The organism is Spirochaeta isovalerica, from assembly GCF_014207565.1.
Classification (GTDB): Bacteria; Spirochaetota; Spirochaetia; order DSM-2461; family DSM-2461; genus Spirochaeta_F; species Spirochaeta_F isovalerica.
On record NZ_JACHGJ010000001.1, the window covers coordinates 190,749 to 204,828 of the forward strand.

General features: G+C 46.6%; 10 protein-coding genes. 9 read left to right on the forward strand and 1 reads right to left on the reverse strand.

Translation table 11 applies throughout. The annotated features are described in order from the left end of the window. The first annotated feature begins 24 nt into the window (after positions 1-24). Complete coding sequence (locus HNR50_RS00740) at positions 25-4,437, forward strand: LVIVD repeat-containing protein (RefSeq protein WP_184742425.1); 4,413 nt, start codon at positions 25-27, stop codon at positions 4,435-4,437. Here HNR50_RS00740 and HNR50_RS00745 read toward each other — a convergent pair. Continuing rightward, positions 4,424-4,672 (reverse strand): RNA recognition motif domain-containing protein, encoded by a 249-nt coding sequence (locus tag HNR50_RS00745; RefSeq protein ID WP_184742427.1) that lies wholly within the window; start codon positions 4,670-4,672, stop codon positions 4,424-4,426. The two genes, HNR50_RS00740 and HNR50_RS00745, sit on opposite strands and share 14 nt — an antisense overlap. Positions 4,673-4,837: 165 nt before the next feature. Here HNR50_RS00745 and HNR50_RS00750 point away from each other — a divergent pair, with 165 nt between their 5' ends. The 8 genes from HNR50_RS00750 to kamE are packed head-to-tail and all read left to right on the forward strand — an operon-like array spanning position 4,838 to position 14,019. Next, positions 4,838-6,094 (forward strand): aspartate aminotransferase family protein, encoded by a 1,257-nt coding sequence (locus tag HNR50_RS00750; RefSeq protein ID WP_184742429.1) that lies wholly within the window; start codon positions 4,838-4,840, stop codon positions 6,092-6,094. Continuing rightward, positions 6,091-6,924 (forward strand): 3-keto-5-aminohexanoate cleavage enzyme, encoded by an 834-nt coding sequence (gene kce / locus HNR50_RS00755; RefSeq protein ID WP_221439767.1) that lies wholly within the window; start codon positions 6,091-6,093, stop codon positions 6,922-6,924. The genes HNR50_RS00750 and kce overlap by 4 nt, the downstream gene beginning before the upstream one ends. Continuing rightward, positions 6,921-7,964 (forward strand): L-erythro-3,5-diaminohexanoate dehydrogenase, encoded by a 1,044-nt coding sequence (gene kdd, locus HNR50_RS00760; RefSeq protein ID WP_184742431.1) that lies wholly within the window; start codon positions 6,921-6,923, stop codon positions 7,962-7,964. Before kce ends, kdd begins: the two co-directional genes overlap by 4 nt. Positions 7,965-7,989: 25 nt before the next feature. After that, positions 7,990-9,264, forward strand: a complete 1,275-nt coding sequence (gene kamA, locus HNR50_RS00765) for a lysine 2,3-aminomutase (protein ID WP_184742433.1) — start codon at positions 7,990-7,992, stop codon at positions 9,262-9,264. Next, the gene (locus tag HNR50_RS00770; RefSeq protein WP_184742435.1) at positions 9,254-10,129 is read left to right on the forward strand and encodes a hypothetical protein; all 876 of its coding nucleotides are present in this window, start codon (positions 9,254-9,256) and stop codon (positions 10,127-10,129) included. Before kamA ends, HNR50_RS00770 begins: the two co-directional genes overlap by 11 nt. Beyond that, complete coding sequence (gene kamC, locus HNR50_RS22670; protein WP_184742437.1) at positions 10,126-11,727, forward strand: lysine 5,6-aminomutase reactivase ATPase KamC; 1,602 nt, start codon at positions 10,126-10,128, stop codon at positions 11,725-11,727. Before HNR50_RS00770 ends, kamC begins: the two co-directional genes overlap by 4 nt. Further along, complete coding sequence (gene kamD / locus HNR50_RS00780) at positions 11,720-13,291, forward strand: lysine 5,6-aminomutase subunit alpha (protein WP_184742439.1); 1,572 nt, start codon at positions 11,720-11,722, stop codon at positions 13,289-13,291. Before kamC ends, kamD begins: the two co-directional genes overlap by 8 nt. After that, positions 13,288-14,019, forward strand: a complete 732-nt coding sequence (gene kamE, locus HNR50_RS00785; RefSeq protein WP_184742441.1) for a lysine 5,6-aminomutase subunit beta — start codon at positions 13,288-13,290, stop codon at positions 14,017-14,019. The genes kamD and kamE overlap by 4 nt, the downstream gene beginning before the upstream one ends. Positions 14,020-14,080: the final 61 nt, after the last annotated feature.

Below are 14,080 nucleotides of genomic sequence, written 5' to 3' on the forward strand. Positions count from 1 at the left end.
CGCGGGAAGATCATAATTGCCTTGTTGGCTATCCTATCAGTTTCTGCTCTTGTGATCTTCCGCATGGCTTCTTTTGCCGTCTCTCAGGAAACGCAAATGATTACTGAAGATCCCGCTGAAGCTCCGGTACAGGATGAGGTAACAGGAACGCCCAATGACGAAGCTCCTGAAACAGTTATCTCGAATATAATCATAAAGGAAGATCATGAACTGCCGTATGATGAACCGCTAATAGATAAGCCTGTTGCTGATTCCGGAGTCGTAAACACAGAAATCCCTGTTGAGAAAAAGTACTTCAGTCCTCCGGTTTCCGATGGGCCGCCTGTCGATGTCGAGGCGATGGAGCCTCCTTTTCTGAATGATTTCCCCTATGAAGAACCGATTTTTGCGGAATATTCGATTTCAGAGAACGAAGCTGTTGAACCGGAAGAGCTCCAGCCTCTCACAGATCAGTTGCTCGACATCATTTATGCAGGAACTGTTTCTCCTATCCTGAACGGATCGGATCTCGATGATAGTGATTCCGGTATCATTACCGGTCAGGTTCCTGAACCCCGTGTCTTCATCCCCGTGGAGACTGCTTTATCCGTTGAAGAGCCGGAGGAGGTGGAAGTTCCCCCTGTTCTTATTCTCCTCAGCCCCGCAGAGGGAAGTTATTATCGATCAAAAACAGTTATAAGCCTTGCTGTTTTTAATGATGATTCAAAAACGGATTCGTCGAGAATCGTGAATTTATTCTGGATAGGAGAAGACAGGGAAAAACACAATCTTGAAATTGAAGATGGGGGGATCTCAATATTTTCCATCGATTCTAGCCGGCAGGCCGGACCGCTCATAATCACCGTCAGGGCGGAAAAAAACAATGGTTTGACAGAGGAACTCATTATTGAATTGCAGGAGGATACCAGAGGACCATCGATCGCACTTCAATCTAAGAACAGGGACTTTTCTGATTCAGACTCTCTCCTGATAACCGGTTCTGTCTCTCCCGGGGATACCGATAGGGTTCCTCTCCATGAAATCGATTCGCTTCGAATCGTGCTCAATGGTTTTGAAGATCCGGTAAATATCCCCTTTGATGAAAATGGTGACTTTTCTCTGGAGCTGACCGATGAAGAAATGGCCGATCTTGATTTTATCACAATCGAATCATCCGATAAGAACGGGCATCTGTCCCGATTGGATATTCCTGTTCAAACCAGACTGACCGCCTCGGGTGGAGAGGTTCTCCCTTATTTAAATATTTCTTCACCGGAGAGCGGATCTTTGTATTTCTCCAGGATTGATATCCGGGGAGTGGTTTCAAACAGTAAAGATGATGAATATGCAGACAGGATAAAGGAACTCACCTGGTCCATGGCTGGTGAAACAGGAGAAAACCGAATCAATTTTAATTCCGACGGCAGCTTCAATTTCCGGATAGCTGCAGTGGATATGAACCGGGATCTGCAGATTCTATTTAAAGCCGTTGCAGAAGATGGCGGAGAGGCAACTTTCATTCTCCCTCTGGTAAACGATCATAAAGGTCCGGAAATAACGCTGGAGACCCCTCAGACCGGAGATTATTTCAACAATAATATCTCTGTGAAAGGAATAGTGAAAGATCAGGCAAGTGGCGATAACGAAGTCAAATCTCTCTACTGGTCGGTCTCATCCATGGCAGATGAAAGGAATCTGATCTTTTTTGAAGATGACGGATCTTTTGAATTCAATATCAATACGGAGACTCTTGATGGAAAAATCAGTTTCCGTATCACAGCGGCGGATCTGAATAACAACATTTCCCACGCTTCGGTTGAATTGAATGATGGAAAAAAAACACCGGTCATAGTCCTCCGTTCTCCCGGGAAAGAGGATTCGTACGGTGCGGGAATACGGGTCTCAGGCAAAATTTCCGATCCCTACGGTTGGAATCCCCAGTACGGGGGTATAGAGAGTCTCTATCTGATCCTGCAACCGGCAGACTCGTTTGGCAGTGGGGAAATTCTAAATAGGGAAATCATCATAAATGCTGATAATTCTTTTGATTACATTCTGCCAGTCACCAGCCAGAAGGGAGATCAGAAACTGGAGTTATCGGTTAAGGCGAAAAACGGCAACAGTTCTGTAACCAGCCTGATTCTTCCTCAGTCCGATTTTGCCATTCCCGATTTCTCCGCGAAGCAGGGAGACGGCAGGCTGACTCTGGACTGGACGGCTCTTCCTTTTATTGATTCCTATTATCTTTCAGTAAGAACGGCTGATAGCGGATTCATACGAGAAAATGTTAACCCGCCTCTGGTTTTTTCCGGACTGGAGAATGGAGCGCTTTACGAGTTTGAACTCAAAGGCCAGCGGGGAGAGGATATTGTCAGTTCGCCGGTTATCAGCTCCATCCCTTTGAATGACGCGACACTGGAACCATATGCGAAAAGCGAATACGGTTTTATCGAAATATCCTGGATCCCTGTTAAAGGGGCTGATGCCTATCGGGTCTTTCGGACCCGGGAGAACGAAGCTTATATAGATGTAAGCGGCAGGATTGAAGATTCCCGTTTTATTGACCGCAGCGGTGTTTTCGGAGTTGAATATACTTATAAGGTGGTCCCCTTCGGTTATGAAGATATTCCCAGTTATTCAGTATCCGGCCGTTTGCTTTCCGAACCACCTGTCAGATTGACGGAAAAGGGTTCTCTCGATTCCTTTTCTCCTGAAGATCTTGTCATCAGCGGAGATTATGCTTACGCCGTTTCACCGGAAGATGGATTTTATATAATAGATATCAACGATTCCGGCAATTTATCTGTCCGAGGGTTTGTGCTCATTGAAGGGGGACAGGATATCTCTCTGCTTGATGAATACGCTCTGGTTGCAGCGGGATCCGAGGGCTTTTATCTCATAAATATCAGCGAGCCTGCTCAGCCCAGAATAGTCAGTTACAGAAAGACGACCGACGCCAGAGCCGCGAAAGGAATGGGTAAGTACATCTATATCGCTGACGGAATAAAAGGGCTGAAAATTTACTCGCTGTCAAACCCCTTAAGACCGCCGAGAATCAGTTTCCTCGATGATTTTCCGCTCTATGATCTCTATTTATCAGGAAAATATATTTATGGCGCTTCCGGGGAAGAGGGGTTAATCCTTATTGATGTGACCGATCCATATTATCCGGAATTTGCCGGCCGTTTCGGTGATATCGATGTTTATAGCTGTGTTATCAGAGATGATTTTGCTTATGTCGCCTCTTTAGATAAAGGAGTTTCAATTCTCGATATAAGCGATACCGATAATATTTTTCTCTGCAGTACATACAAAAGCAACAACGCCAGAAGGCTTTCCTTAAAAGGAAATCACTTGTATATCGCCGATGGAGACGGCGGAGTTGTTGATATTGATATTACAGACCCTTACAGGCCGGTATCCTTTGAAAACATGAAACTGTCTCATACATCTTCAGTCGATTCGAAAGACAACCTGCTTGTCGTTGCCGACAGATCGGGATTGAAGGCCGTGGAAACCTTTCAATACGGTCAGTCATTCAAAATCGGAGAACTTAAGACCGGAGGGAATGCCTCATCTGTTGAAATCCGGGATGGTCTGCTCTATATTTCCGATCATTCCGGTGGTCTGGTCATCGTCGATGCGTCCGATCCGCAGCATATTGCTGCTGAAGATATACTCCATGTTATTCCGTCGGAATTCGCCCAATCCGTTTTTATCGACGGCGGCAGGCTTTATCTTGCCGACAGCGGCGGCGGGGTTAAAATCTTTGCGATGAGAGAAAATGAGCTTTTGCATCTGTCAACGGTGGAGACAGCCGGTCAGGCCAGGTCGGTAAGGAAGAAAGGTGAAGTCATCTATATTGCCTCGGGCAGCGGCGGAATTCAGGGTGTAGCCGATCCCTATGATATCTTCCCGGAAACACAGCCCCTCGAATCTGATGACAGGAAGATTGTCAAAAGGGTCGACTGGTCGATCCCTCTGCGCGATGCACGGGATATCGAAACTTTCGGAGACTTTCTGTACTGCGCTGACAGACAGACCGGTTTGATTGTTTTCAGTAATAACAAAGGTGCCGTGCCGGAGGAAATCCGTTCCATCGATCTACCGGGAGCTATGGCACTGGCTATTGAAGGTGGTAGATTGCTGGCTGCTCACAGCGGAGGGGTGACTCTTTTTGATTTAAGCGATCCGGCTTATCCGGAAAAAGTCCGTTCTATAGATTCTCCTTATGTCGAAGATATCTATCTGTCCGATTCTCTTCTGTATACGGCTGAAGGTCATGCCGGGGTATCTGTTTATGAAATAAAAGATAAGGGTTCTTTTGTCAAAGTCAGTGAATGTCCCGATGTTTTTGCCGACAGTATAGCCGTGGAAGGGGATTATGCATTTGTCGCCGATTCGACGGGAGTGAATATCATCAGGATATATATTCCGGACTGGATCAGGAATCCCTGAATCTTTCAATTCTCAACGGCCTGCCGTCCAGTATAATTCCTTCAGCTCCCGCAATGATCCTTTCCGCTTCGCTTTCATCGGGAGTTTCGACTTTGGCGAACCCCTTCGACCTGAATGTGAATTTATCTGTAATAATCTCACAGGCCGTTACTTCACCGTACTTCTCAAGGTGTTTTTTAAGTGTTTCGTTTTCAGTTTCATAATTCAGATTACCAATAAATAGACCGATTCCCATAGCATAAATATACTTGAGCCTTATTATTAGAGCAAGCATGAAAAAAACGTTGATTAATCAGCATCAATATACGAATTGCATCGGTTTAACGATAAAATAATAAGAGAAATGGTTATTTCTTGACTTATCACTATTTCCGTAGTTACATGAAAACGGGAGATTATTATGGATAAGATTGAGAAATTGAAACTTGATAAAACAAATGAATTATTTGCTGAAGCCAAGAGCCTTATACCCGGTGGTGTTCTGGGGATCAGACGTCCCTATAACTTCGTCGAAGGGGAGTTTCCCGTTTTCTTCGATGAAGGGAAAGGCAGTCATGTAAAAGATGTGGACGGCAATGAATATATAGACTACCTATGCGCTTACGGACCGATTATCATCGGTTACCGGGAAGAGGAAATAGATCAGGCCGTCATCAACCAGATTCAGGATAAAGGATTCTGCTTTTCTCTTACTCAGAAATATCAGAACGAACTGGCACGGAAAATCAACGAACTGGTTCCCTGTGCGGAAATGAGCCTTTTTGTCACAACTGGTTCCGATGCCACTTCTACTGCCATACGGTTGGCCCGTTCCTATACCGGTAAAACAAAAATCCTCCGTTGCGGCTATCACGGCTGGCACGATTGGTGCGTTGAAGTAAAGGGCGGCGTTCCGGAAAAGCTTTATGAGGATGTGCAGGGGTTTCCATACAACGACCTGGAATCTCTGGAACTGATGTTGAAAGGCAACGGAGATGATACGGCAGCTGTCATCATCACTCCTCTGGGACATCCCCTGGCTGATGATATCTCCGAACCGGAACCGGGATACCTTGAAGGTGTAAAGGAACTGGCCCGTAAATACGGCGCGGTCCTGATTTTCGATGAAATCCGCACGGGTTTCCGCGTTTCTCTCGGCGGGGCTCAGAAATATTACGGCGTAACGCCTGATCTGGCCGTGTTCGGAAAAGCCATGGCCAATGGCTATCCCATCGGTTGTGTGACCGGAAAAGCGGAAATTATGAAAGAAGGGGAGAAAAATGTTTTTATATCTTCCACATTCTTTCCCAACAGCCTCAGCTATGTGGCGGCTTTGAAGACCATCGAGGTTATGGAACGCGATAACATTCTCGGACAGATCTGGGAAAAAGGCGAATGGTTTATCAGCCGGGTGAGAGAGTTATGTGATAAATACGGAACGGGTGCCCAGATCTCCGGTATACCACCTATGATGTTCATTACCTTTAAAAAGGATCCCGATAAAATCTATAAAGAGAAGCGCACCGATTTTTACACACAGCTCATTCGCCGCGGGATTTTTCTCCAGCCCTATCATCACGGATATATCTGTGCCCGCCACAGTCAGGAAGACCTTGAGAAAACGATTCAGGCCATAGAGGAAGCCATGCAGTATCTTGTGGAGAAATACGGCAAATGATGAAGAACAAAAAAATCATAAGCTGCGCCATTTGCGGCGCCGAAACAACCAGGGAACATAATCCCCATCTGCCTTTGACACCGGAAGAGCTGGCGGATGCCGCGTACGATGCCTGGAAAGCCGGAGCGGCCATCATACATCTTCATGTCCGCGACGAAGAGGGAAAAGCGACGCAGGATCCGGATACTTTCAGAAAAACCATAAAACTGATACGCGAGAGATGTGATGTCATCGTTGAGGTAACCACCGGCGGAGCCGTGGGCATGACGGATGAGGAACGGCTCGAAGTTGTCTCTCTCGATCCCGAAATGGCGTCGCTCGATTGCGGAACCATGAATTTCGGTGATGACTATATTCTGAACACATTGCCGGTTATGAAAAAATTCGCGGTAGCTATGAAGGAAAGAGGCATAAGGCCGACACTCGAATGTTTCGATCTCTCTCACGTTTATGCTGCCCGGATGCTTGTGGACGAGGGGCTTGTCGATGCTCCCTATCATTTCAGTTTTGTTCTCGGAGTTCCGGGAGGCGTACGGTATGATGTCGAAACTCTGGACTTCATGGTCCGCCGTATCCCCGAGGGAGCAGACTGGACTATCATCGGCATCGGCGGGAAAGCTTCTCTTCAAGCTCATTACGGGGCGCTTTCTCTAGGGGGGCATTTGAGAGTCGGTTTTGAAGACAATGTCTATTATTCCAAAGGCGTTCTGGCTGATAGCAATGCACAGCTGGTTGAAAGAGCGGTAAGAATTATAAAAGAAGCCGGATTTGAACCGGCCACACCGGAAGAAGTCAGAAAACATTTCAAATTACGAGGTTATGAATCATGAAGCAGATGGGTAATCCCTACGGTTTGCACAGAGTTATTGAGCCGGCGGGAGTCCTTCCTCAGCCGGCTTTGAGAATCAGCAATGATATGTCGGAGATCTGGGACAATGAAATTCTTGTCGATGTGGATATTCTCAATATCGACTCGGCCAGTTTCACCCAGATAAAAGAGCAGGCCAATGGCGATGAAAAAGAAATTGAAAAGATCATTCTGTCCATAGTCGAGAATGCCGGGAAAATGAAAAACCCCGTAACAGGGTCCGGCGGCATGTTTATCGGAACAGTTAAAACTATCGGAGACAGGCTGAAGGGTAAAATCGATCTTGAGGAGGGGGATAAAATAGCATCGCTTGTTTCCCTTTCCCTCACACCATTGAAAATCGAAAAGATACTGGAAATAAAAAAGAACATTGACCAGGTCATTATCAAAGGGCAGGCCGTTCTGTTCGAAACAGGACTTTACGCAAAACTGCCTGAAGATATTCCCGCTTCCCTGGCGCTTGCCGTGCTGGATGTCTGCGGCGCTCCTGCTCAGGTCGCCCGGATGGTGAAATCCGGCGATACAGTTGTCATTATCGGAGCCGGCGGGAAATCGGGCATTTTGTGCGCATACGAAGCGAAGAGGCGGGCCGGAATCGCCGGAAAGGTCATCGGTGTCGATTATTCCGATGAGACACTCGACAGACTGCGCTCTCTCGATCTTTGCGACCATGTGATCAAACTCGACGCCAGCGACGCCGTTTCCTGTTATGAAGCCATTAAGGGACTCACAGACGGGGCCATGGCTGATATTGTCATTAACAATGTGAATATTCCCAATACGGAGATGGGCTCTATTCTTATGACCAGAGACAGGGGAGTCGTTTACTTTTTCAGTATGTCGACTTCCTTCACCAAAGCCGCGCTGGGTGCGGAAGGCGTCGGCAAGGATGTAGATATGATCATGGGCAACGGTTATGCGAAGAATCACGCGGAGATTACTCTCAATATCCTCAGGGAATCGCCGGAGATTCGGGCTCTTTACGAGAATCTCTACTCATAGGAATTAAAAAGACAAAGGATAAAGCATGAAAAAAACATATGATACTGTTCAATATAAGCACATACCTCTTTATGCCAATGTGAAGGATGAGGAGTGGAATGACTGGAAATGGCAGCTTCGCCATGCCGTCAGGGATGTGGAGACTCTGGATGAAATCATCGATCTTGATGATGAAGAGAAAAAGCACCTGAGAGACTGTCTCAGTCAGTTCCGCATGGCCATCACTCCCTATTACGCGGCACTCATGGATCGCGAGAACCGGAACTGCCCGGTGAGAAAGCAGGCCGTGCCGGTTCTGGAGGAGCTTTACAATGCGCCTTCCGATCTCAATGACCCGCTTCACGAAGATTCCGATTCTCCCGTACCGGGACTGACCCACCGCTATCCCGACAGGGCTCTACTTCTGGTGACCCATGAATGCTCCATGTATTGCCGTCACTGCACGCGGCGACGGGTTGTCGGTGACCACGATAACATTATGCCCGACGATATTCTGGAAAAAGCTTTTCAGTACATCGAAAATACTCCCCAGATCCGCGATGTGCTTATTTCCGGCGGCGACCCGCTGGTTCTTTCCGATGACAGACTGGAGAGAATTCTGAAGCGGCTTTCCGCTATTGAACATGTGGAAATCATCAGGATCGGAAGCCGCATGCCCGTCGTTCTTCCCATGCGTATTACCGAAGATCTTGTGAAGATGCTTCAGAAATATCATCCCGTATATCTGAACACTCATTACAACCATCCCAAAGAAATCACGGCGGAGGCAAAAGAAGCTTGCGGCCGTCTGGCGGACCACGGAGTTAATGTGGGCAATCAGTCTGTTCTTCTCAAAGGCATAAACGACTGCTCCAATATTATGCTTCACCTGGTTCAGAAGCTCCTGACTATCAGGGTCAAGCCCTATTACATCTATCAATGCGATCTCTCCCGGGGAATCTCCCATTTCCGGACGCCTGTTTCTAAAGGCATTGAAATCATTGAAAACCTGAGGGGACATACAACAGGCATGGCAGTCCCCACTTTTGTCGTCGATGCGCCGGGAGGCGGCGGGAAAATCCCCGTTATGCCCGATTATCTGATATCGCAGACGGATCAGAGAATCATTCTGAGAAATTACGAAGGCGTCATCACAACATATACAGAACCGGATCACTACACCCATCACGATAAGGAAAACTGCGAGTTCTGCAAAGATTGGAAAGGCGTTCCCAAATCGGGCGTCAGCGCTCTCCTCGACGGTGATCAGCTCTGCCTGACCCCGGAGGGTCTGGCCCGCTCCAAACGTTATGGACGCTGATAAACTGGAACGGCTCCGGGATAAAGTCATATTTATCTCGGGCAGTTCCAAAAATGCCGGAAAAACGACTTTTCTCAATTACCTCCTTCCCCGTCTCAGAAGCGGGGAGGATCTGGCATATCTTACAATAGGTATCGATGGAGAGAAGAAAGACAGAGTATTCGGCAATGAAAAGCCATCTATAGAAGCCGTTAAGGGCGATTATCTGGTTACCAGTGAAGATATGATGAACAACAGTCAGGCTCTCTTTAAAATCTGCCACGTTTTCCCCTGGTTTACCGCTTTGGGAAGGCTCATGCTCCTCAAAACTGAAAGATCCGGGTTAATCGAACTGGTCGGACCTGAATCAAACAGCCAGCTGGAAGATATAATCGGATATCTGAAAGACACAGCGGGGATAAAGACTGTTCTCGTAGACGGGGCGGTCAACCGCATTACCCAGCTCTCGGCAGGCCGGGAGTCTGCTTATTTTTATGTTATGAAAATGACTCCGGAAAACAGGACCAGCTCCCTCAATACGATCCGGACTCTGAATCTGCTCGATAAAATACCCTGTTATGACAATCCCGGGAATAATGATATTGAGTTCAATGGCGCTCTGACTTCCTCTGTTCTCGATTCAATTGCAGAGGATGCCGATACACTCGTCTTAGAGGATTTTACAAAAGTCTTCCTTACCTGGAGAGAGCTTCGGGAATTGACAGAACGGATCAGTCTCAAATTCAGACATATATTCAAGCTTGAAGGGCTGATTCTCAACCTTTCGAATCTGGAGCAGGCAGGAGTTGAGACGCTTTTAAGGGACATCCCTGTTACCGTCCCTTATTACTTTAATCCCTATAGAATCAGCAGGAGCGGGATGTGACGGACAGGATTTTTGATTTTGCCGGAATCGACTTTTTTCTCGAACATTTCAGGCCCCGTACCCCGGAAGGAAAAAAATATAAATCGGAAAAGAAGATTTATTCAGATCCCGGAGATCTTAATAGAATCTACAATCGTGTTGAGATGGTTCGCTCTTATCTTGAGGGGGCAAGTGAACAGTTTGACAAAATACGGTTTCACCTGGATAGAATCCCGGCAATCAGCAACAGGTTTGTTAAGGGTGAATTGAGATCGGAACTCCAGTGCATAAAAAAACTCCTTCACAACTACAGAGCTGTTTCATTACTGCTTGATGAAAGGCTGAAAAATGAATTCAGTTTCAATTATATAAGCGACCCGATTCTCAAGCTGTTGGGATATGAGGTGGATCAACAGGAAAGTTTTTATATAAAAGACAGCTATTCTGATGAATTAAAGCAGATACGACGTCATTTGAGGGAAACCGAAAAAGAGATTTCCCGAATAAAGCAAGAGAGAATTGAAGAAATACGACAGACCTTTTCTCTTGATTTCCGATTTAATGATTTTCTTGTCGTTCCGGAAGGAGCCATTCCTGAAGGTTCGGAAATTATGCTCTATATCGAACCCTATGATAATTCTTCGGTAGTCGTAAAGCCGCAGCTCGGCAAAAAATATCATGATACCCGAAATGGAGCTTCTCAATACTACAAACGGGAAAAGGAGCTGGAAGAGGAAATCCTCATTTCCCTTGCAGAAACAATCGAACATGAAAGACAGTCATTGATCCTTTGTGTGAAATCATTAACCGAAATGGATCTGACTTTGGCTCGGGCTGATGCAGCTATAAAGTTCCGATGTATAAAACCTGAAATTTCTCATAATGGCTTTATTCTGGCTTCGAATTTGAGATTCCTTCCAGTGGAGGAAAACTGCCTGAATGAAAGAGTCCCTTACACCCCCCTGTCCGCTGAGTTCGATGCTCCCCATATCGTAATCAGCGGTTCGAATATGGGGGGTAAAACTGTCGTGCTGAAGACGCTTCTCTTTGCTCAGATCCTGTCTCAGATGGGGTTTTTCGTTCCCGCGACCCGCTTCAAGACAATTCTGTTCCGATCATTCAATCTCATCGGCGACAAACTCGGCACCGGAGTAAATGGCTTAAGCAGTTTCGGAGAGGAAATTATGAGTCTTATCGAAGGAGCGGCCGAAGGCAGGACACTATATATAATAGACGAGTTTGCCAGAACGACCAACTCAGCGGAAGCCCTTGCTCTTAACAGCGCTTTGCTGAAATCATTTTCGGGAAGAAAAGAAACATGGTCTTTTTCATCAACCCATCAGGAGAACCTGCCCGAACTGGAAAACATCTCCTACTGGACGATGAGAGGGCTTGATTATCTAAAATATGGTGAATACTTTCACAGTAACTTCAAAGGGGATCTTTCGGAAAGAATCAGACTTATAAACAAATACATGGACTACCGCATAGAGCCGAGAGCGGCGGGAGCTGTCAACTCACGGGATGCTTTGAAAATCGCCGATATTCTCGGGCTCGATTCTCAATTGATAGGTTATGCGGAAAAATATATGGAAAAACAGGAGAAACAGAATGGATAATAAACTGGGATTATCGCAGGAACAGATCAACCGATGCCGTTCTCTGGCCGCCGAGATCGTTGAACCGGTTCAGAATTATATACTCAAACACACGACGGACTCTGTTGAAAGGGCGACTTTACGCCTTCTGGGCGCGGACCTTGTGGACCAGGAGGATGTGCCCGTCCCCAATATCATTATAAATCAACTAAAGGACAAAATGGAGGCCGGAGCGGCCGCTTATTATATTAACGCCATTCTCAAAATGGGCTGTTCCCCGGAAGAGCTGAACAAGCAAATCGCCGAAGGTCTGAATATCGGAGAGCTGGATCTCGTCGACCGGAATCACATCATAGAGAAAGGCCGGGAACTGGTTGAAAAGTTTGCAGCGAAAGTAAAAGGACACAGAGATTTCAGAAAAAAGAAAATAGAAGCATCAGCGGAACTTCAGCCATCTCCGCTTCTCTATGTCATAGTCGCCACGGGGAACATCTATGAGGATATCAAACAGGCCCAAGCCGCCGCCGAGCAGGGAGCCGATATCATTGCGGTTATAAGAACAACGGCCCAGAGTCTTCTGGATTATGTTCCATACGGTCCTACGACGGAAGGCTTCGGAGGGACCTATGCCACACAGGAGAACTTTCGCATTATGCGTAAAGCCCTCGATGAAACCGGAGAGAAGGTCGGCCGCTACATAAGGCTTGTAAATTACGCATCAGGGCTCTGTATGCCGGAGATTGCCGCAATGGGCGCTCTTGAACGTCTGGATATGATGCTGAACGATTCCATGTACGGAATTTTGTTCCGGGATATCAATATGTACCGTACATTCGTGGATCAGCACTTTTCCCGAATGATCAACACTTTTGCGGATATTGTTATCAACACGGGAGAGGACAACTATCTGACCACTTCTGATGCTTATGAAAAAGCCTACACAGTAACGGCCTCTCAGCTTATCAATGAAAGCTTTGCCAAAAAATCAGGCATGCCCGAAAGACTTATGGGACTGGGACACGCTTTTGAGATGAACCCTTCAATCAAGAACGGCTTTTTATTCGAAATGGCTCAGGCTCAGATGGCCAGAGAAATTTTCCCCGATGCGCCATTGAAATATATGCCCCCCACTAAATACATGACGGGAGACATATTCAAAGGCTATGCCATGAACACCCTTTTCAATTTTATCGCCAAAGCTACGGGGCAGGGGATTCTCCTGCTGGGAATGCTGACGGAAGCTATCCATACCCCATTCATGCAGGACCGCTTTCTGGCCATAGCCAACGCCCGGTACGTAATGAATAATATGGGTGATCTTATGACGGACCTTGAGTTTAAGAAAGACGGAATCATGCAGAGCCGGGCAAAATCGGTTCTCAATCAGACTGAAGAATTCCTCGGTGAAATTCGCGAACAGGGACTTTTCGACTCGATCGAGAAAAAAATGTTTGCCGATATCAGCCGTCCGAAAACGGGAGGCAAAGGGCTGGATGGAGTTTACGCCAAAAGCGGAGACTATTGGAATCCCATTGAAGAATATCTCAACCGTGAACTGAATATAGCAGGAGGGGCTGAAAAATGATGATTAAAGCATATGGAGATACTATCAACGACGGAGCAGTTCAGCTTTCTTTTACTCTTCCTGTTCCATCGGGACCAAAAGCCGATGAAGCGGCCAGAATCTATGCGGGGAAATTGGGTTTTGAAGAGTGCGAAGTCGTGCACTCCAATCCCCTTGCGGAAGATTTCACTTTCTTTGTGGTTTACGGCAAAAGTCCCGTATCGGTTGATTTTTCCAAAGTTGTCGTTGAGGAAGTCGAAACCTCCATGGACTTCTATGAAGTGAATGATTTTATCAGGGACAGACTGGGGCGGAAAATCGTTGTTGTCGGAGCCTGTACCGGATCGGATGCCCATACCGTCGGAATCGATGCCATCATGAATATGAAAGGTTACGATCAGCATTACGGTCTGGAGAGGTATCCGGAAATTGAAGCATACAATCTCGGTGCCCAGATTCCCAATGAAGAACTTATCGCTTTTGCAAAAAAAGTCCATGCCGACGCCATTCTGGTCTCCCAGATTGTAACCCAGAAAGAAGTTCATATACATAATATGACAAACTTCGTTGAGTTGATGGAAGCGGAAGGTCTTCGTGAGAAAACCGTTATCTGCGCAGGCGGTCCGAGAATCGGAAATAAGCTGGCTCTGGAAATAGGTTTTGATGCGGGTTTCGGACGAGGTTCCTACCCCGAGCATGTCGCATCCTTCATCGTGGAAAAGCTGGCAGAAAAGGAACATCGGGGCTGAAGAATTAATTCGCATTTCCGGGGATTTCGATTAAAATGGTATTAGCATAAAAGATTGGGAG